The following is an 18780-nucleotide window of genomic DNA, read 5'->3' on the forward strand; positions in this document are numbered from 1 at the left end:
CGCGGCGCTGGCCGCCGAGGAGGTCGGCGGTCGCCAGCTCGTGCCGCAGGCCGACCCGGCCTCCTGGTGGGGCACCCGCTCCGCGACCAGGTCCCCACGACCGGTGCGCGACCCCGACCGGCCGGTGCCGGTCTCGGCGAGCATGCTCGAGTCCCTGTTGACGTGCCCCGCCCAGTGGTTCTTCGCCCGGGAGGCGGGGGGCGTCTCGGCCGCCCACCAGGCCGCCAACGTGGGGCAGATCGTGCACGCGCTCGCGGAGCGGGTGGCGACCCGGGAGCTCGCCGCCGACGTCGACGTCCTGATGCTCGAGGTCGACGCGGTCTGGGGACGGCTCGCGTTCCGCACGCCGTGGTCGCGCAAGCGCGAGCACGACCGCATCCGCAAGGCCCTGACCCGCTTCGTGGAGTGGCACCGCTCCAACCCGCGCGAGTTCGTCGACTCGGAGACGCGGTTCAAGACCGTGGTCGAGGTCGACGGGCAGGAGATTGCCCTCAACGGCACCGCCGACCGGCTCGAGCTCACCGCCGACGGCGAGGTCGTCGTGGTCGACTTCAAGACCAGTCGCGGGGCCCCGACCGCACCGGCGGTCAAGGGCAACCTCCAGCTCGCCCTCTACCAGTACGCCGTGGACGCCGGCGCCCTCGACGAGCGCCTCGGACGGCCCACGCGCTCCGGCGGCGCCGAGCTGGTCCAGCTCGGCCTCCAGGACGACACGACGACGGCCAAGGTCCAGGTCCAGGAGACGCATGCCGACGACGGACCCGAGCGTGCCGTGCTGCGAGCAGGGCTCGCCCGCGCAGCCACCCTCGTCCGCGAGGAGACGTTCCCCGCAGTGCCCGGCCAGCACTGCCGTGAGTGCACCTTCGTCTCGATCTGCCCGGCCAAGGGCGCAGGCTCGGTGACCGTCCAGTGAACGCCGCGACCCCGATCCGACTCGACACCCCCGCCGACCTGCAGGCCCTGATGGGCGGCCACGCCCCGAGCCCGGAGCAGTGGGAGGCGATCACCGCCGAGCTGCGACCCACCGTCGTGGTGGCCGGCGCCGGCAGCGGCAAGACCACCCTCATGGCCCAGCGCGTCGTCTACCTCGTCGCGACCGGCCTGGTCCGGCCCGAGGAGGTCCTCGGGCTCACCTTCACCACCAAGGCCGCCGCCGAGCTGCGCAGCCGGATCAACCTCGCCCTGACCAAGGCCGGCCTCCTCGACCAGTCGGTCGTCGACGACGGCGAGGACGTGCTCGAACCCGTGGTGGCGACCTACCACGCCTATGCCGGCAACCTGCTGACCGATCACGGCCTGCGCATCGGCCACGAGCCCGACACCCGCGTCGTCTCGGATGCATCGCGCTACCAGCTCGGTGCCCGGGTGATCGACCGCTTCACCGGTCGCATCGAGCTGCTCTCCGACCACCCGGCGACCGTCATCCAAAACCTGCTCGCCCTCGACGGGGCGATGAGTGAGCACCTCGTGGAGGCCGACGACGTGCGGCGGGTCGACGGCGAGGCCCGGCGCGGCTTCGAGCTCGCCCGGGCGGAGGAGATGCAGGGCAAGGCCCGCAAGACCTACCTCGACGCGATCGACAAGGCCGTCAACGCCCTCGACCGGCGCGCGGAGCTGCTCGAGCTCGTGGGCGGCTATCGCCGGCTCAAGGCCGACCTGGGCCTGATGGACTTCGGCGACCAGATCGCGCTGGCGGCCCGGCTGGTCGCCCAGCAGCCCGACGTCGGGGTGGTGGAGCGGTCCCGGTTCAAGGTCGTCCTGCTCGACGAATACCAGGACACCTCGGTGGCCCAGGCCACCATGCTCGCGCGGCTCTTCTCCGGCCCCGACCGTGAGTCCGGCCTCGGCCACCCGGTCATGGCCGTCGGCGACCCCAACCAGGCGATCTACGGCTGGCGTGGTGCCTCGGTCTCCAACATCCTCAACTTCGCGGAGACGTTCCCGGCCGCCGACGGCGAGCCCGGCCGGCTGCCGCTGACGGTCAACCGACGCTCCGATCGCCGCATCCTCGACGTCGCCAACCGTCTGGCCGAGCCGCTGCTGGCGACGTACGGCGACAAGGTGGCCAGGCTCCGGGCGCCGGACGGCACCCCCGACGGCGTGGTCGAGACGCACGTCTTCGAGCGTGCCGTCGACGAGCTCGAGTGGCTCGCCCGGGCCGTGCACGGCGTGCACGACGCCGGCACCCCGTGGGCCGAGATCGGGGTGCTCAGCCGCGACAACGCCCAGGCCGAGGAGGTCTACGACGCCCTGACCGGTGCGGGCATCCCGGTGGAGATCGTCGGCCTCTCCGGGCTGATCCGGCTGCCGGAGGTGGCCGAGGTCGTCGCGACCCTGTCGCTGCTCCACGACGTCACCGCCAACTCCGCGATGCTGACCCTGCTGGCCGGTCCCCGGTGGGCCATCGGGCCACGCGACCTGCGGTTGCTCGCCCAGCGCGCCGGCGAGATCGGCGGCGGTCGCAACCGTGGCGACGCAGCCTCGATCGCCCAGCAGCTGCTCCGGATCGCCGACGGCGTGGACGTCTCCGAGCTGCCGGCCCTCAGCGACGCCCTCGCCGACCCGGGTGACGCGCCCTACTCGCCCGAGGCCCGCGAGCGCTTCGAGCTGCTGGCCGGCGAGCTGCGGCGACTCCGCAGCCATGTCGGCGACCCGCTGCTCGACGTCGTCCGCCGGGTCATCGACACCACGGGTGTCGACGTCGAGCTCGCCTCGGCGCCCGCGCCGGCCGCAGCGGCTCGTCGCGACAACCTCGACCTCTTCGTGAAGGCCGTCGCGGAGTTCCAGTCCGTCGACGGCGACGTCACCTTGCCGGCGCTGCTCGCCTACCTCACCGCCGAGGACGACCAGGGCAACGGGCTCGACGTGGCCACGCCCACGGCCGCCGACTCGGTCAAGCTGTTGACCGTCCACCGCGCCAAGGGGCTCGAGTGGTCCTCGGTGTTCTGCGTCGGTGTCGGTGAGACACGCTTCCCGAGCAACCGCTCGCGCACCTTGTGGACGTCGTCGCCGGCTGTGCTGCCCGCACCGCTGCGCGGCGACCGCGCCGACCAGCCTCAGCTGCAGGGCCACGACAAGGCGGCCCTCGACGCCTACCGCGCCGCGACCCGCGAGCACGACGCCGAGGAGGAGCTCCGCCTGGGCTATGTCGCGTTCACCCGCGCCGCCCACCACCTCGCCGTCACGTCCTACGTCTGGGCCCAGCGGGCGACTCCGTTCGGGCCCTCCGCCTACCAGCAGGTCGTGCGCGAGCAGCTGGACGAGTGGGGCGCCCCCGTCGGAGCGTGGCTCGACAAGCCTGCCGGGCGTCCGCCCAACCCCAACGACGACGTCGACCCGTCGCGCCCCTGGCCGGTGCCGGGTCCCGGCGAGGAGGCCCGGCGTCGGCTGGCCGCGGCCGAGCTCGTCCGCGCCAGCGACCCGACGGCTCCCGACACCGGTCTCGACCTGGTCGAGTCGGCGCGCGTCGCCGACTGGGACGACGACCTCGCCCAGCTGCTGGCCGAGGCCAGGGCTGCTCGTGCCACGGACGTGTCGGTGCCGTTGCCGTCGAGCCTGTCGGCCACCGCGCTGGGCCGGTTGCACGACGATCCCGACGCGCTCGCTCGTGAGCTGGCCAGGCCGATGCCGCGGCCGCCGTCACACCAGGCCCGCTTCGGCACCGACTTCCACGCGTGGGTCGAGGCGCGCTTCGGCCAGCAGGCGCTGATCGAGCCCGACGACCTCTGGGGGCGTGCCGACGCCGGCATCGACGACGCGGGGGAGCTGCGCGACGTCATCCGCAGCTTCGAGGACGGCCCCTTCGCCGACCGCGCACCCCATTCCGTGGAGGCGCCGTTCGCGCTGGTGCTGGCCGGGCAGGTGGTTCGCGGGCGGATCGACGCGGTCTACCGCGAGGACGACGGGACCTTCCTGATCGTCGACTGGAAGACCAGCCGCAACGAGACCGCCGACCCGCTCCAGCTCGCGGTCTACCGCCTCGCCTGGGCCGAGATCCACGACCTGCCGCTGGCCTCGGTGCGCGCGGCCTTCCACTACGTCCGGACCGGGCGCACGGTCGAGCCCGACTCCTTGCCGGGTCGCGCCGAGCTCGAGGGGCTGGTCTCGGGCTGAGCCCGGCTCAGTCCTCCAGAGCAGCCGAGAGCGCGATCTCGACCATGGCGCCGAAGGTCTGCTCGCGCTCCGTCGAGGTGGTCTCCTCACCGGTGACGATGTGGTCGCTGACCGTGCACACGACCAGCGCCTTCCGGTCGTACGCCGCTGCGAGCGTGTAGAGCGCACTCGCCTCCATCTCCACGGCGAGCACGCCGTGGTCGACCATCGGCTTCACCAGCTCGGGTCGCGGCGAGTAGAACGAGTCGCTGGACATGATGAGCCCGACGTGGGTCGTGACGTCGGGCATGGCCAGCGCGGCGTCGTACGCGCGACGCAACAGGCCGAAGTCGGCCACCGGGGCGTAGTCGTAGCCGCCGAAGCGGTGCGTGTTCATCGAGGAGTCGGTGCAGGCACCGCTCGCCAGGATGACGTCGCGGACCGCGACCTTCTCCGTGAGCGCCCCGCACGAACCGACCCGGACGATCGACTCGACGCCGTAGTCGCGCAACAGCTCGTTGACGTAGATCGCCAGCGACGGCTGGCCCATGCCGGAGCCCTGCACCGAGACCGGGCGGCCGCGCCAGGTGCCGGTGAAGCCGAGCATGCCGCGCACCTCGTTGTAGCACTCGGCGTCGTCGAGGAACGTCTCGGCGATCCACTTCGCGCGCAACGGGTCGCCGGGCATCAGGACGACCGGCGCGATGTCACCGGGCTGGGCGGAGATGTGGATGCTCATGGATGGCACCCTAGGACCCGTGACCCGCGAGCTGCCCCACGTCGCCCTGTCGGCCCACGCGCACGACCGGGAGGGGATGCGCCGCACGGACGAGGCCTGGCTGGCCGAGCGGTGGGCGGAGGAGTCGACGCGGGTGCTGGTGCTCGCCGGGACGAGGCTGCGCCCGGTCGACGGGGCGGTGCACTGGATCAAGCCCGCCGAGGCGCCCGAGGGACGCCGCGTCCTGCTGGGCCACGCCGACGGCGTGACCCGGTTCGCGGTGATCGCCGACCCCGGCGACGTGCCGGGTGAGCGGGACGAGTGGATCGGGTTGCGCGGGCTCTTCCCGCGGCTGGTGGCGGGGGAGGAGTCCCTGGCCGCCGAGATCCCGTGGCTCTTCCACGCGATCGGTCTCGCCGAGTGGCACTGGGCGACCCGGTTCTGTCCTCGCTGCGGCGGCGGGCTCGAGTCGACCCATGCCGGTCACGAGCTGACGTGCACCGCGTGCGGGAAGTCGCAGTTCCCGCGCACCGACCCGGCGGTGATCATGGCCGTCACCTCGGGGGAGCCGGGCAGCGACGAGGAGAGGATCCTGCTCGGGCGGCAGGCGAGCTGGCCCGAGGGCAGGTTCTCCACGCTGGCCGGCTTCTGCGAGCCGGGCGAGACGCTCGAGGACGCCGTCCGGCGCGAGGTGATGGAGGAGACGGGCGTGCTCGTCGGCGACGTCGCCTACTTCGGCAACCAGCCGTGGCCGCTGCCGGGGAGCCTGATGCTGGGGTTCACCGCGCGGGCTCTCACCCACGAGATCGAGGTCGACGGCACCGAGCTCGCCGAGGCGCGCTGGTTCAGCCGAGCCGACCTGCGGGGCGAGACCACCGACAGCATCCGGGTGCCGAGCGGTGTCTCGATCTCGTCGTCGTTGATGGAGAGCTGGCTGGGGGAGTCACTGGTCGACGGCTGGTGATCTACGCTCCGGCCCATGATCGACGTGTGGCAGACCGTGGCAGCCGAACGAGGCGCCCTCGCTGACGACCTGGCCGGCATCTCCGCGGAGCAGTGGGACACCCCCTCGCTCAACCACGAGTGGACGGTCCACCACACGCTGGCGCACATGACCAGCACCGCTCACACGGGTCCCGCCCGCTTCGTGGGCGGAATGGTGGCCAGCGGCTTCCGCTTCGGGGAGTTCACCGAGCGGGGGATCGTGCGTCACCACGGGCTGACGGCGGCGGAGACGCTCGCCAACTTCCGTGCGATCCAGGGGTCGAGGAAGTCGCCGCCCGGACCCCGGACCTCGTGGCTGGGCGAGACGCTCATCCACGCCGAGGACATCCGGCGCCCGCTCGGGATCAGCCACGACTACCCCGCCGAGGCCGTCGCGCTGTGCCTCGACTTCTTCAAGCGCTCCAACCTGCTGATCGGCGCCAAGCGCCGTATCGACGGGCTCTCGCTCGCCGCCACGGACCAGGACTGGCAGTACGGCGCGGGCACGACCGTGCGAGGTCGCGGGATCGACCTCCTGATGGCCATGACCGGGCGCGGCGCTGCCTGCGCCGACCTGACCGGCTCGGGGGTCGCGACGCTGCAGTCGCGCTGCTGATCAGGCCAGCGACGCGAGCTTGGCCTTGACCTGGGCCAGGGACGGGTTGGTCTGGGCCGACCCATCGGCGAACACCAGCGTCGGCACGGTCTGGTTGCCGTTGTTGGCCTGCTCCACGATGAAGGCTGCGTCGGGCGTCTGCTCGATGTCGACGACCTCGTAGGTGATCCCCTCGCGGTCGAGCTGTCCCCTGAGCCGGTGGCAGTAGCCACACCAGGGAGTGCTGTACATCGTGAAGCTCGACTCGCTCATGAGGAGTTGTCCGTCCTGACGTCTAGGGTTTCGGGTGTTCGTAGAGCCCAACCTTCCACCCATTGGAGTTGTTCCGCACCGATGCCCACGCCCGATGAGCTGTTGGCCGCTCTCGACCCCGAGCAGCGCCAGGTTGCAGAGGCCATCCGCGGTCCGGTGCGCGTGCTCGCCGGCGCCGGGACGGGCAAGACCCGGGCGATCACCCACCGCATCGCCTACGGCGTCGCGACCGGGGTCTACGCGCCGACCGAGGTGCTCGCGGTCACCTTCACGACGCGCGCGGCCGGCGAGATGCGAGGCCGGCTCCGCACCCTCGGCGCCGGCGGCGTGCAGGCCCGGACCTTCCACTCCGCCGCCCTGCGCCAGCTGCGCTACTTCTGGCCGCGCGTGCACGGCCACGAGCTGCCCGAGCTGATCGACTCCAAGATCGGCCTGCTCGCCGGGGCGGCCAGGCGACAGCGGGTCCAGACCGACCAGGCGACGCTGCGCGACCTCGCCAGCGAGGTCGAGTGGGCCAAGGTCAGCAACGTCTCGCCCGACGACTACGCGCGGGTGGCCGACCAGCGCGGCCGCTCCGTCTCCCACCTCGACGCCGACTCGGTCGCCCGGATCTACCAGGGCTACGAGGAGATCAAGCGCGGCCAGACCCGCATGGACATGGAGGACGTGCTGCTCTTCGCAGCTGGCCTGCTGGCCGACGAGGAGGCGGTCGCGGCCCAGGTCCGCCGCCAGTACAAGTGGCTCGTCGTCGACGAGTTCCAGGACGTGTCGCCACTCCAGTCGGCGCTGCTCGACCTGTGGCTGGGTGGGCGCGACGAGATCTGCGTGGTCGGCGACCCCGCCCAGACGATCTACTCCTTCGCCGGTGCCAACGCCTCCTACCTGCGCGACTTCGGCAAGAAGTTCCCTGCCGCGACGTCGGTCGAGCTGGTCCGCAACTACCGCTCGACGCCGCAGATCGTCGGCGCCGCCAACCAGATGCTGGCCGGCACGCCCAGCAAGGGAGTCGAGCTGCTCGCCCAGCAGCCGGCAGGGCCCGAGGTCACCTACCGCGCCCACCCCGACGAGGTCGCCGAGGCAGCGGCCGCCGCGGACAAGATCGCCACCCTGCGCTCCGCCGGCATCCCGGCCGGCGAGATCGCGATCCTGTTCCGGATCAACGCGCAGTCCGAGACCTTCGAGGACGCGCTGACCCAGCGCAAGATCCCCTACGTCGTCCGCGGCGCCGCCCGCTTCTTCGACCGGGCCGAGGTCCGGCAGGCCGTCACCCTGCTCCGTGGCACCGCCCGCTCGGGACAGGCCGAGGGCTCGGTCGTCGAGCTGGTGCAGGCCACCTTGTCCGGGATGGGGTGGAACACCGAGCCGCCCAGCACCCGGGGCGAGACCCGCAACCGCTGGGAGTCCCTGCAGGCACTGGTCGACCAGGCGGCCGAGTTCGTCCGCGAGCACCCGGGTGCCGAGCTGGGCGATCTCGTCGACGACCTCGACCGCCGAGCAGCCGAGCAGCACGCGCCGCTGGCCGACGGCGTCACCCTCGCCACGCTTCACACCGCCAAGGGCCTGGAGTGGGACGCGGTGTTCCTGTGCGGCATGCAGGACGGCACCCTCCCCATCACCTACGCCGACACCCCGGCCGCGATCGAGGAGGAGCGCCGTCTCCTCTACGTCGGCGTCACCCGGGCCCGCAAGCACCTCGCCATCTCGTGGTCGCTGGCCCGCAACCCCGGCGGCCGTGGCTCGCGCAAGCCGTCGCGCTTCCTCAACGGCGTGGCCGAGGTCGAGCGCTCGGCCGCGGTGTCCACGAGCGTGAGCCGCAACCGCAAGGCACGGCACTGCCGCGAGTGCGGGGGAGCGCTGGCGTCACCGTCGGAGAAGAAGATCGGCCGCTGCAGCGACTGCCCGGCCTCCTACGACGAGGCACTCTTCGAGCGCCTGCGTGAGTGGCGGCTGGCGCGGGCCGCCGACGACAGCGTGCCGGCCTTCGTCGTGTTCACCGACGCGACCCTCCAGCTGATCGCCGAGCACTGCCCCAGCGACGAGCGCGGACTGCTCAAGATCAGCGGAGTCGGGGCTTCCAAGCTGGCGAAGTACGGCGACGACGTGCTCGCCGTCCTGGCCGGAAAAGAAATCTGAAGAAATACCCATAAAATGGTTTGCCCATTACACGGAGCAGCCGCTACTTTTGTTCCCATCACCCGTCGCGCACCACGACCACTGACACCGGTCGGCGCCCCATCACCTGAGGAGGTGGACCGCATGAAGAACATCACCTGGCAGAAGCCGGCGCTCACGCCGGACTTTGGCATGCCCATTTGCGCTCCGACCTCCCACGTCGGGCGCGGCCGGGTCGCCGCTGTCCGCGTGACGGGCCTCGCTGCCGCCTACGGCACGACCGGATCTGACGCCTGGAGTCCGCCGATCAGTTGACAACACTGAATCGGCTCACCTCCAGGCCGCGGATCCCCACCGGGATTCGCGGCCTTTGTGTTTCTCAAGGGCCGCGGACCTCGATCCCAGAATTTTCTGCACCAGCGATCAGGTCAACGAGAAGGAGGTGACACACATGACCATCAGTGTTCTCGACCGCAACCGAGCCGATGAAGCCGTCCAGGGTGATCTGGGCGACCTCCACGACGCGGCTGCCGAGGTGGATGACGAGCTGCTGCCCTGCCGCACCAACGACGCAGAGCTGTGGTTTGCCGAGTCCCCGTCCGATGTGGAGTACGCCAAGACCCTGTGCCAGGACTGCCCGGTCCAGGCGATGTGCCTCAGCGGCGCCCTCGAACGGCGCGAGCCGTGGGGCGTCTGGGGCGGCGAGCTCTTCTTGCAGGGCGTGGTGATCCCGCGCAAGCGTCCCCGCGGTCGACCCCGCAAGACCGAAGCCGCAGCGTGACGCTCGTCGGCACCTTCTCACGATCCAACCGGAGCTCTACCCAGCCATGAACACAACTTTCACGAAGGACACTCACATGTACACGATGCAGGAAGACCTGGCGCGCGCACAGATGGCCGCGCGCCTGGGAGAGGCGCAGAACCTGCGACGCGGCCACCAGCTGGCCCTGGCTCGTCGCTTGAGCCGCAAGGCCGAACAGGCCGCGCAGCAGGCGCGTCTCGCCCTCGCCCGCGCGATCTAGCCTGAGCTCGAACCAACGGGGGCTCGCCCTGATCGCGGGTGATGCAGCAGAACCGGCACGACCACCCGGTCGTGTCGGTTCTGGCGATTTCGGGGCACCCCCGCACGCCGTGGGGCGTAGCCTGCGAGCATGCGAAGCTGCGACTTCTGCGGACGGCAGGCCGAGGAGGCCGAGACCCTGACCTGGACGACGTCGGTCGAGAACGGCCGCCAGCGCACCTACTGCGACGAGTGCTCGCGCACCCACCTGCGCGCGATCGAGGGCAAGCTGGACAGCGCCTGGTGGTGAGGGGCGCGGTCAGCCGACGTCGACGCCCAGCCCCCAGGAGCAGCCGCAGTGCGGGTGCCGCGGCCAGCGGGTGACCTCGGGGCGCAGGTCGGCGCCGAGCAGCACCGTGGTCGACCACGTGGTCGGGAGCCCACCGGCCTGCCAGGTCGCGAGGTCACGCACCGCCCAGGCCAGGGCGATGCTCATCAGGGCCGGGTCCACATCGCCGTACGCCGCGGGTCGGGAGTCGACCACCAGGCCACCGACCGTCAGGCAGTGCAGGCAGGCGGTCACCCCGGGGTGCACGAAGGGACCGACGCGGACCGACCCGGCACCGAGGCGCACGACCAGGTGGGGGAGCGAGTCGACCGCCCACCGGTCCGTCATCGCGGGCTCGTCGCGGTCGGCGACGAGGAGGGCGACGCCGGCGGTCGGAGTCGGGCGCAGGCCGGCCAGCTCGGCGACCGTACTGACGTGGGGGAGGTAGGTGGGCGGCGCGTGCAGCTGTGCCCGGATCCGGGTCGACGTCGAGGCCATGACGACACTCAAGCAAGGTCGGGCCCGGCCCGCACCCGCTCATCCACAGGCGGGGAAATGGCAGCGGCGGCGCCACCGCGAGGGTGACGCCGCCGACTGCTCAGCTCAGGGGGTGCAGGTCATGCCTTGCCGAGGATGCGGTTGAGGTTGGTGCTGCAGACGGGGCAGACGGCCTTGGCCATCCGGGTGCCCTTGTCGTTGACCCTGACCTCGCCCTCCGCCTCGCGCTTCTCCTTGCACTTGACGCAGTAGAACTCGCCGCTCCAGGTCTCCGCCATGACGGCCTCCTTGTTTTCTCGCCTCGTCACGACGGGATTGGTGGGGAAGCCCGTCGGGGACGTGCGGCGTGGGGCCGCTGGTCCGCGATCGACATTACGCCAAGCGCGCTCCCGCACCGGCTCAACACGCGAGATCAGTAGGGTGGCGCCCATGTCTGAAAATACGGCCGCCTACACCGATCTCCGCCTCGATCGACCTTCTCCCGGCGTCGTCCGGCTCACCCTCGACAACCCCGACATGCGCAACGCGATGAGCGACGAGATGACCGCTTCGTGGGCGCGGGCCATCGACGACATCGCCGCCGACCGGTCCGTGCGGGCCGTCGTGGTGACCGGTGCGGGCCCGGCGTTCTGCTCGGGCGGCAACACGGGCTGGCTCTCCAGCGAACCCGACGCGAGCGTCGACCACCTCCGCAACCGCATGCTGCCCTTCTACCGGGCCTGGCTCTCGATCCGGAAGCTCGAGGTGCCGACGATCGCGGCCATCAACGGCCACGCCATCGGCGCCGGGCTCTGCCTCGCGCTCGCGTGCGACGTCCGCTACGCCGCGACCGGGGCCAAGCTCGGCGTGCCGTTCGTCAAGCTGGGCATGCACGCCGGGATGGCGGGGACCTTCCTCCTGCCCACCGTCGTGGGCCACGCGCACGCGCGAGACCTGCTGCTCACCGGCCGAGTGGTGGAGGCCGAGGAGGCGCTGCGCATCGGCCTGGTCTCGCGGGTGATCGACAGCGCGTCCTTCGAGGACGAGATGCTCGCCGTGGCCGCCGACATCGCCGCCAACGCGCCGATCGCGACCCGGCTCACCAAGATCGCGCTGGCCGACGGCGGGCACGCCGACTTCGAGAGCGCCCTGCAGTGGGAGGCGCTGGCCCAGCCGATGACGCTGACGACCGCCGACCTCCAGGAGGGCATCCGGGCCAGCCAGGAGAAGCGGGCGCCCGAGTTCAACGGCTCCTGAGCCGGACGTAGAAGAGGCCCTCGATCCGCTGGCGTCCGACCGAGCGCTTCCCCACGCTGGTCGAGCCCGACAGGCCGAGGGCCTCATCTGGGGCAAACCTATGAGACACCGGTCGGCGCGGTCAATGCGGGTCCCTCCACGGCTGTGGAGTGGCCTGTGGACAACGTGTGCATGACCAGGCAGGAGCGGGGGACAACCTGTGTCGTGCGGGGGACGAGGTTGTGGGGGACACGCCCGGCCACCCGGCGTACCGACCCTGTGACCAGCCACAATGATGAGCAGCGGCCTGTGGACCGAAATCTGTGCCGCCCACGAGGCAGAGAGCGAGAGACGCGATGAGTGAGTACGCCGGTGGGCCGGTCGCCGCACTGCGGCGCATCGCCTTCCTGCTCGAGCGCGCCCGCGAGGACACCCGTCGCATCCAGGCCTTCCGCTCGGCCGCCGCCGTGATCTTGCCGCTCGGCGGCGACGAGGTCACCGCGCGGGCGGAGGCCGGCACGCTGACCGACCTGGCCGGCATCGGACCGAGCACGGCCGCCGTCATCGCCGACGCGTGCCGGGGGGTGGTGCCAGCCCGTCTCGCCGCCCTCGAGGCCGAGCACGCCGGGCCGCTGGCCAGCGGCGGACGCGAGCTCCGCGCCCGGCTGCGCGGCGACTGCCACTCCCACTCCGACTGGTCCGACGGCGGTTCGCCCATCGAGGAGATGGCGATGACCGCGATGGAGCTGGGCCACGACTACCTCGTGCTCACCGACCACTCGCCACGCCTCAAGGTGGCCCGCGGCCTCAGCGCCGAGCGCCTGACCCGCCAGCTCGGCGTGGTCGAGGCGATCAACGCGCACCTCGGTGGCGCGTTCACCCTGCTCAAGGGGATCGAGGTCGACATCCTCGACGACGGCTCCCTCGACCAGACCGATGAGCTGCTCGCCCAGCTGGACGTGCGTGTGGCGAGCGTCCACTCCAAGCTGGCCATGGACGCCGATGCGATGACGCGACGGATGATCGGCGCCGTACGCAACCCGCGCACCAACGTGCTGGGGCACTGCACCGGGCGCCTGGTGACGGGCAACCGCGGCACCCGCAAGCAGAGCCAGTTCGACGCCCGCGCCGTGTTCGAGGCATGCCGCGACAACGACACCGCGGTCGAGATCAACTCCCGTCCCGAGCGGCGCGACCCGCCGACCGAGCTGCTGGAGCTCGCCCGCGACCTCGGCTGCCTGTTCTCGATCGACTCCGACGCACACGCGCCCGGCCAGCTCGACATGCTCGACTACGGCTGCGAGCGCGCCGAGGAGGCGGGCATCGACGCCGACCGGATCGTCAACACGTGGCCGCGCGAACGGCTGCTCGAGTGGGCGAACCATGGCTGAGGTCGAGGTCCGCCGCTCCAAGCGGCGGCGCCGGACGGTGTCGGCCTACCGCGAGGGCGACGTCATCGTGGTGCTCATCCCCGCCTCGATGAGCAAGCGCGAGGAGGCCAAGTGGGTCGCCGACATGGTGGCGCGCATCGAGCGCAAGGAGTCGCGGCGCAAGCCGAGCGACGAGGAGCTGCTGGCCCGTGCGACCACCCTCAACGACACCTGGCTCGGCGGCCTGGCCACGCCCTCGAGCGTCCGCTGGGTCTCCAACCAGAAGTCGCGCTGGGGCTCGTGCACACCCGGCGAGCGGTCGATCCGCCTGTCCGCGCGGCTCCAGCAGATGCCGTCGTGGGTCGTGGACTACGTGCTCATCCACGAGCTGGCGCACCTGCTCGAGCCCGGCCACGGGCCGGAGTTCTGGGCCTGGGTGGACCGCTACCCCAAGTCCGAGCGCGCCAAGGGCTACCTCGCCGGCTGGTCGTCAGCCGCGCGACTCGAGCTGCCCGACGGCTATGACGGCGACAGCGGCAAGGTCGACTGAGCGACGCGCGTGATCGCCACGTCGATGAGGCGATACATGTCGTCGAAGGTCTGCGGCAGCGCGTCGACCGGCCACCAGCGCACGTCGAGCGACTCGTCGCTGACCACGTGGTCGTCGTCGGGGACCGCGGTGGCCACGAACCGGACATCGAGGTGGTGGACGGTGCCGCGGTCGGAGCAGAAGTCCACGGCGTGCTCGTCGAGCGAGAGCGGCGTCGGGTCGAAGTCGAAGTCGGTCAACCCGGACTCCTCCACCAGCTCGCGCCGTGCCGCCGCGGCCAGCGTCGCGTCGCCGGGCTCGATGTGGCCGCCGAAGGCCAGCCACGCATCGGCCTTGCGGTGGTGGTTGAGGAGTACGGCGCTGGCGTCGGGTGACACGACGATCGCCCCCGCGGTCAGGTGGTCGGGGAAGCAGGACTTCAGCAGTCCGTCGGGCCGGGAGCGCAGGTGCGCGAGGTAGCGATCGCGCAGCGTCTCGTCGTGGGGGCTCGGTGGGGTCCAGCTCGCCAGCAGGGCGAGCGCGTCGTCGTGGATCACTCGTCGGGCTGTGCGTCCGGGCCGGGGTCGGCCGGTCCGTCGAGCAGCTCGCGCAGCCCGGCGTCGAAGTCCTCGTCCGACAGCGACTCCGGCGACGCGGCGTCCTCCCGGAACCCGAGCGGGTCGTCGAGGTCGGCGGCCGTCGGGAGCAGGTCGGGGTGCATCCACACGCCGTCGCGGGCCTCGGTGCCCTGGCGGGTGCGCAACGAGCCCCACAGCGTGGAGGCGTCGCGCAGGCGGCGGGGACGCAGCTCGAGGCCGACGAGCGCGGCGAACGCGTCCTCGGCCGGGCCGCCGGCCGCGCGGCGGCGGCGGACGGTCTCCTGCAGCTTGGCGGCGGTGGGCATCCGGGTCTCGGTCGCCTGGGAGACGACCTCGTCGACCCAGCCCTCGACGAGCGCGAGCGTGATCTCGAGGCGCTCGAGCGCGGCCTGCTGGGCGGGCGACTTGGCGAGGTCGAAGAGCCCGCCCTCCATGGCCGACTGCATCGCCATCGGGTTGGTGGGGTCGATCTCGCGGAGCTTCTCCTCGATGCCGGCGGTGTTGATCTCGATGCCCTGGCCGTAGGCCGTCACCGCACCGATGAGGTGCTCGCGCAGCCACGGCGCGTTGGCGAACAGACGCTGGTGGGCGGCCTCGCGGAGCGCGAGGTAGAGCAGGACGTCGTCGGCGCTGACATCCAGCTCGGCCGCGAACGCGTCGACGTTGGCGGGCAGCAGCGCGGCCTTGCCGTCGGGGCCGAGGGGGAGTCCGATGTCGGACGCGCCGAGCACCTCGCTCGACAGCGCGCCCACACCCTGGCCGACCTGGGAGGCGACCATCGCGCCGGTGGCCTTGCCGAGCATGCCCAGCAGCGGACCGGCCATCGCCCGGGCCTCCTCGGGCAGGGCGTTGCCGAGGGCGCCGACCGCAGAGCCGGCGATCGGCTCGACGAGGCGCTTCCAGACGTCGGTGGTCTCCACGATCCACTCGGCGCGACTCCACGCCGCGGTGGTGCTCACCCCGGACGGGAAGTCGGTCGCCTCGTCGAGCCAGTGGTCGGCCAGCCGCACGGCGTCCGCCACCGCGTCGCGCTGGGCCTGGCTGGGCGTGGGGTCCGCCTCCTGCGCCGAGACCTTGCGCGCGGTGTCGGTGACGACCGCCCAGTTGACCGGCCCGTCGTGGGGCTGCATGAAGGCCTGCATCTGGCTCATCAGCGCGCTCAGGTCGGGCATCCCGCCGCCGGCGCCGCCGAGGCCTCCGGAGAGGCCGCTGAACAGCTGCTCGAAGGGGGTGCCCTTGAAGGGGTTCTGCTCGTCCGGGCCGTCACCGGGTGTGTTGCTCATGCCTCAACCGTACTCACCGGGCCCAGCACGATAACTACACTCGGAGCATGACCCAGGCCTCACCGCACACCGCCGTTCGGCTCGTCGAGATCCGGGACGAGCCTCTCGACGTCGACGAGGTCGTGCGCGCCCTCGACGACGAGGCTGCGGGCGGGCTGACGCTCTTCGTCGGCCGGGTGCGCGACCACGACGGCGGGCAGGGCGTCACCTCGCTCGACTACAGCGCCCATCCGACGGCCCTGGCCCGGTTGCGCGACGTCTGCGACCGCGTGGCGGGGGCCCACGACGTGCACGGGCTCGTCGCCGTACACCGCGTCGGACACCTGGAGATCGGGGACATCGCCGTCATCGTCGCGACCACGGCCAGCCACCGCGGCGTTGCCTTCGACGCCTCGCGGGCGCTGATCGACACCTTGAAGTCGGAGGTGCCGATCTGGAAGCACCAGCGTTTCGCGGACGGTGCGGAGGAGTGGGTCGGCCTACCCTGACGTCGTGGAGATCCTGTGGTGGCTCGTGCCGCCTGCCCTGGTGACTGTGGGCGCGATGGCATGGGTGGGCTGGCAGGGCCGCGAGGGTCGCGGCGAGGTCGACCGGGACGTCGCCGTACAACGCCTCCAGAAGGCGCTCGAGAAGGACCACCTCGCGAAGCTGCCTCCGCGACCGGCTCGGGTGGCCGACCGCAGCACGGGCATCGCCGTGCGCCCCACCCGCCGCTGAGGTCTCAGCAGGTGTGCGGGTCGAAGCCGTAGGGCAGCTCGAGCCGGTGGGACTTCATCAGCGCGTCGTCGGTGAGGATGTCGATCGTGCGGCCCTGCGCGGCGACGATGCCGTCGGAGAGCACCACCGCCCGGGGGCACAGCTGCAAGGCGTAGGGCAGGTCGTGGGTGACCATCATCAGCGTCACGTCGAGGCTGGTGAGGATGTCGGCGAGTTCTCGGCGCGATGCCGGGTCGAGGTTGGAGCTCGGCTCGTCGAGCACGATGATCTCCGGCTCCATGACCAGCACCGTGGCCACGGCCACCCGGCGACGCTGGCCGAACGACAGGTGGTGCGGGGGACGGTCCACGAAGTCGGCCATCCCGACCATGTCGAGCGCCGTCATGACCCGGCGATCGAGCTCGGCCCCGCGCAGCCCCAGGTTGCGCGGTCCGAAGGCGACGTCGTCGCGCACGCTGCCCATGAAGAGCTGGTCGTCGGGGTCCTGGAAGACGATGCCGACCCGGCGGCGGATCTCGGCCAGGTTGTCCTTCACGACCGGGAGCCCGGACACCGTCACGGTGCCGCGGCCGGGGAGCAGGATGCCGTTGAGGTGCAGCACGAGCGTGGTCTTGCCGGCACCGTTGGGGCCGAGGACGGCGACGCGCTCGCCGCGGTGCACGTGCAGGTCGACGCCGAAGAGCGCCTGGTGGCCGTCGGGATAGGCGTAGGCCACCGACTGGAGGTCGAGCACTGGGGTGGTCATCGGCGCAGGCTCCCGTTGTGTCCGCGCGAGATCATCGCGAGGTGGACGCGCTCGCCACGTTCGAACGAGCGGATGAACAAGGCTCCGGCCGAGCGGCCGATCACCGGCCAGTGTCGCGGATTGCGGGCGGTGAAGCCTCGGGACTCGCGGGCGGTCTTCATTCGCCGGAGCTCGTCGGTCACGACGTCGAGGTAGCGCACCATGAACCCCATGATCTGGACCAGCTGGGCGGGCACCCGCAGGCGCTCCAGCCCGATGAGCAGGTCGCGCGGGTCGGTCGTCGCGGCGAGCAGCAGGCTGGCCAGCACGCCCAGGGTCGCCTTCATGACGAGACCCCCGCCCGCGACCAGCCCTGCCTCGGTCAGCGAGACCCCGAGCACCTCGACCTGCGGTCCCGTGGCGACGAACGGGAGGAGCGCGGCGAAGACGAGCACCGGCGTCTCGACGACCATCCGCCGCGCGAGGTAGGGCACCGGGACGCCGGAGAGCACGACGATGACGGCCAGCACAGCGGCGTACGCAGCGAACGCGGGCAGCCAGGGGACGGGCGTCGCGACGACGACGAGCATGAAGCCCACGAGCCCGGCGACCTTGAGGTGGGCCGGAGCCCGGTGGAGGGGGGAGTGGCCGTGGTAGTGCAGCCGGTGCCCGTGCGGGGCGCCCACGTCACTCGCCCCGCGTCCGGGCCGGGCGCGGGGAGCGCTGGCGGACGAGGACCAGCACGGACATGAGGCCGAGCACGGCCAGGCACCCGATGACGCCGGCGAGGCCGCCCGAGAGACGACCGTGGTCGACGCCCGCGAGGTCGTAGCCGGCGAGCGGACCGTCCTGGGTCGCCGAAGCGGTCTCGGCCTCGGCGAAGCCCAGGTCCGTGGCGACCCGGTTGAGGCCGTCAGGACTGCTGGAGGCATGGAAGCTCAGGAAACCGGCGAACGCCAGGGCGATCAGCAGCCCGACCACGAGGACGGTGCGCGTGGAGATGCGCTTCACGACGCCACCAGCCTGGTCTCGAGCTCGCGCACGACGAGCACGCGGCGGGCGCCGTGGACGAGGTCGGGTCGCACCGAGACGATGCTGGCGACCACCAGGAAGGTGATGGCGGCCTCGCCGAGGCCGATGACCGTGTGGACGCTGACCATCGCCGTCAGCAAGGTGTCGAAGGGGATCGCGATGACGCCGCCCACGGAGTAGAGGACGACGAAGGTCGCGGCGCTGGCCAACACCGACGCCGCGGCTCCCAGCGCGGCAGCCGGCGCGACCATGGACAGGCGCTTGGGCAGCACGAGCTGCGCGGCCCGGAAGCCCACCCAGCCGACGACCACGGTCACGATGCCCATCAGCACGACGTTGGTGCCCAGCGCGGTGATCCCGCCGTCGGCGAACAGCAGCGACTGCACGACCAGGACCACGGTCAGGCAGAGCAGGCCGGTGTAGGGGCCGACGAGGATCGCCGCGAGGGCGCCGCCCATGAGGTGGCCGCTGGTCCCGCCCGCGACCGGGAAGTTGAGCATCTGGGTGGCGAAGACGAAGGTCGCGACCAGGCCGGCCAGCGGCGCGATGCGGTCGTCGAGCTCGCGCCGGGCACCACGCAGGGCGATGCCGATCGCGGCGGCAGCGGCGGCCGCGGTGGCCAGCGACGTGGGGGCGTCGAGAAAACCGTCGGGGACGTGCATCGGTGGACCTCCCGGATCTTGTTGCACGCGATGTGCAACAACCAGAGTT

Annotated in this window: 24 protein-coding genes; 14 read left to right on the top strand and 10 right to left on the bottom strand. The window is 71.8% G+C overall.

Features of this window, described 5'->3' with window-relative positions:
• Both CF8_RS22970 and CF8_RS05945 read left to right on the top strand, forming a co-directional pair.
• Positions 1 to 913, top strand: a 913-nt coding sequence (locus CF8_RS22970) for a RecB family exonuclease (protein WP_036490378.1), incomplete at its 5' end; no start/stop codon positions are given.
• Complete coding sequence (locus CF8_RS05945; protein WP_010832229.1) at positions 910 to 4113, top strand: ATP-dependent helicase; 3204 nt, start codon at positions 910 to 912, stop codon at positions 4111 to 4113. The genes CF8_RS22970 and CF8_RS05945, both read left to right, overlap by 4 nt.
• A gap of 7 nt (positions 4114 to 4120) precedes the next feature.
• Here CF8_RS05945 and deoD read toward each other — a convergent pair whose 3' ends face one another.
• Entirely contained in the window at positions 4121 to 4831 is a 711-nt protein-coding gene (gene deoD, locus CF8_RS05950) for a purine-nucleoside phosphorylase (protein WP_010832230.1), read from the bottom strand.
• A 19-nt stretch (positions 4832 to 4850) separates the two neighbouring features.
• Here deoD and nudC point away from each other — a divergent pair, with 19 nt between their 5' ends.
• Both nudC and CF8_RS05960 read left to right on the top strand, forming a co-directional pair.
• On the top strand, positions 4851 to 5774 hold the full coding sequence (nudC, locus tag CF8_RS05955; protein WP_010832231.1) for an NAD(+) diphosphatase: 924 nt from the start codon (positions 4851 to 4853) through the stop codon (positions 5772 to 5774).
• Between the two features lie 15 nt (positions 5775 to 5789).
• Positions 5790 to 6410 carry a maleylpyruvate isomerase family mycothiol-dependent enzyme gene (locus tag CF8_RS05960; RefSeq protein WP_010832232.1) on the top strand — a complete coding sequence of 207 codons (621 nt, stop codon included), beginning with the start codon at positions 5790 to 5792 and terminating at the stop codon, positions 6408 to 6410.
• On the opposite strand, the gene CF8_RS05965 is transcribed toward CF8_RS05960, so the two are convergent.
• Complete coding sequence (locus CF8_RS05965; RefSeq protein ID WP_010832233.1) at positions 6411 to 6662, bottom strand: mycoredoxin; 252 nt, start codon at positions 6660 to 6662, stop codon at positions 6411 to 6413.
• A gap of 81 nt (positions 6663 to 6743) precedes the next feature.
• Between CF8_RS05965 and CF8_RS05970 the strand changes: the two genes are divergently transcribed.
• From CF8_RS05970 to CF8_RS22400, 5 genes are all read left to right on the top strand, one after another.
• Positions 6744 to 8795, top strand: a complete 2052-nt coding sequence (locus CF8_RS05970) for an ATP-dependent DNA helicase UvrD2 (RefSeq protein ID WP_010832234.1) — start codon at positions 6744 to 6746, stop codon at positions 8793 to 8795.
• A 123-nt stretch (positions 8796 to 8918) separates the two neighbouring features.
• Positions 8919 to 9089, top strand: a complete 171-nt coding sequence (locus CF8_RS21890) for a hypothetical protein (RefSeq protein WP_156887162.1) — start codon at positions 8919 to 8921, stop codon at positions 9087 to 9089.
• A 136-nt stretch (positions 9090 to 9225) separates the two neighbouring features.
• Positions 9226 to 9555 carry a WhiB family transcriptional regulator gene (locus CF8_RS05975; protein ID WP_051204127.1) on the top strand — a complete coding sequence of 110 codons (330 nt, stop codon included), beginning with the start codon at positions 9226 to 9228 and terminating at the stop codon, positions 9553 to 9555.
• Positions 9556 to 9631: 76 nt separating this feature from the next.
• On the top strand, positions 9632 to 9796 hold the full coding sequence (locus tag CF8_RS05980) for a hypothetical protein (protein ID WP_232211583.1): 165 nt from the start codon (positions 9632 to 9634) through the stop codon (positions 9794 to 9796).
• A 129-nt stretch (positions 9797 to 9925) separates the two neighbouring features.
• A complete protein-coding gene (locus CF8_RS22400) occupies positions 9926 to 10084 on the top strand; it encodes a hypothetical protein (RefSeq protein WP_198016956.1) in 159 nt (52 codons plus the stop codon).
• Between the two features lie 9 nt (positions 10085 to 10093).
• Here CF8_RS22400 and CF8_RS05985 read toward each other — a convergent pair whose 3' ends face one another.
• Together CF8_RS05985 and CF8_RS22405 are read right to left on the bottom strand one after the other, a co-directional pair.
• Positions 10094 to 10600 carry a hypothetical protein gene (locus CF8_RS05985; RefSeq protein WP_010832236.1) on the bottom strand — a complete coding sequence of 169 codons (507 nt, stop codon included), beginning with the start codon at positions 10598 to 10600 and terminating at the stop codon, positions 10094 to 10096.
• Between the two features lie 119 nt (positions 10601 to 10719).
• Positions 10720 to 10878 carry a DUF5679 domain-containing protein gene (locus tag CF8_RS22405; RefSeq protein ID WP_091026547.1) on the bottom strand — a complete coding sequence of 53 codons (159 nt, stop codon included), beginning with the start codon at positions 10876 to 10878 and terminating at the stop codon, positions 10720 to 10722.
• 151 nt (positions 10879 to 11029) lie between these two features.
• On the opposite strand from CF8_RS22405, the gene CF8_RS05990 reads away from it, so the two are divergent.
• From CF8_RS05990 to CF8_RS06000, 3 genes are all read left to right on the top strand, one after another.
• Positions 11030 to 11836, top strand: coding sequence for an enoyl-CoA hydratase/isomerase family protein (locus tag CF8_RS05990; protein WP_010832237.1), 807 nt, complete (start codon positions 11030 to 11032; stop codon positions 11834 to 11836).
• Positions 11837 to 12171: 335 nt separating this feature from the next.
• Positions 12172 to 13206 carry a PHP domain-containing protein gene (locus CF8_RS05995; RefSeq protein WP_010832238.1) on the top strand — a complete coding sequence of 345 codons (1035 nt, stop codon included), beginning with the start codon at positions 12172 to 12174 and terminating at the stop codon, positions 13204 to 13206.
• Positions 13199 to 13735 (top strand): M48 metallopeptidase family protein, encoded by a 537-nt coding sequence (locus CF8_RS06000; protein ID WP_010832239.1) that lies wholly within the window; start codon positions 13199 to 13201, stop codon positions 13733 to 13735. The genes CF8_RS05995 and CF8_RS06000 overlap by 8 nt, the downstream gene beginning before the upstream one ends.
• Here the strand turns inward: CF8_RS06000 and CF8_RS06005 are convergent.
• Together CF8_RS06005 and CF8_RS06010 are read right to left on the bottom strand one after the other, a co-directional pair.
• Positions 13705 to 14271: an NUDIX hydrolase gene (locus CF8_RS06005; RefSeq protein ID WP_010832240.1), complete on the bottom strand. Its 567-nt coding sequence runs from the start codon at positions 14269 to 14271 to the stop codon at positions 13705 to 13707. The genes CF8_RS06000 and CF8_RS06005 overlap by 31 nt on opposite strands.
• Positions 14268 to 15596, bottom strand: coding sequence for a zinc-dependent metalloprotease (locus CF8_RS06010; RefSeq protein WP_010832241.1), 1329 nt, complete (start codon positions 15594 to 15596; stop codon positions 14268 to 14270). Before CF8_RS06010 ends, CF8_RS06005 begins: the two co-directional genes overlap by 4 nt.
• Before the next feature lie 47 nt (positions 15597 to 15643).
• Between CF8_RS06010 and CF8_RS06015 the strand changes: the two genes are divergently transcribed.
• Positions 15644 to 16084, top strand: coding sequence for a molybdenum cofactor biosynthesis protein MoaE (locus CF8_RS06015; RefSeq protein ID WP_010832242.1), 441 nt, complete (start codon positions 15644 to 15646; stop codon positions 16082 to 16084).
• Between the two features lie 4 nt (positions 16085 to 16088).
• Positions 16089 to 16313: a hypothetical protein gene (locus CF8_RS06020; protein WP_036490384.1), complete on the top strand. Its 225-nt coding sequence runs from the start codon at positions 16089 to 16091 to the stop codon at positions 16311 to 16313.
• A gap of 4 nt (positions 16314 to 16317) precedes the next feature.
• Here CF8_RS06020 and CF8_RS06025 read toward each other — a convergent pair whose 3' ends face one another.
• From CF8_RS06025 to CF8_RS06035, 4 genes are read right to left on the bottom strand one after another with little or no spacing between them, the layout of a single operon-like run.
• Positions 16318 to 17058: an energy-coupling factor ABC transporter ATP-binding protein gene (locus CF8_RS06025; RefSeq protein ID WP_036490387.1), complete on the bottom strand. Its 741-nt coding sequence runs from the start codon at positions 17056 to 17058 to the stop codon at positions 16318 to 16320.
• Positions 17055 to 17723 carry a cobalt ECF transporter T component CbiQ gene (gene cbiQ / locus CF8_RS06030; RefSeq protein WP_010832244.1) on the bottom strand — a complete coding sequence of 223 codons (669 nt, stop codon included), beginning with the start codon at positions 17721 to 17723 and terminating at the stop codon, positions 17055 to 17057. Before cbiQ ends, CF8_RS06025 begins: the two co-directional genes overlap by 4 nt.
• A 1-nt stretch (position 17724) precedes the next feature.
• Positions 17725 to 18048 (bottom strand): PDGLE domain-containing protein, encoded by a 324-nt coding sequence (locus CF8_RS21895; RefSeq protein WP_010832245.1) that lies wholly within the window; start codon positions 18046 to 18048, stop codon positions 17725 to 17727.
• Positions 18045 to 18731: an energy-coupling factor ABC transporter permease gene (locus CF8_RS06035; protein WP_010832246.1), complete on the bottom strand. Its 687-nt coding sequence runs from the start codon at positions 18729 to 18731 to the stop codon at positions 18045 to 18047. Before CF8_RS06035 ends, CF8_RS21895 begins: the two co-directional genes overlap by 4 nt.
• Positions 18732 to 18780 lie beyond the last annotated feature (49 nt).

It is taken from the genome of Nocardioides sp. CF8, from assembly GCF_000389985.1.
Classification (GTDB): Bacteria; Actinomycetota; Actinomycetes; order Propionibacteriales; family Nocardioidaceae; genus Nocardioides; species Nocardioides allogilvus.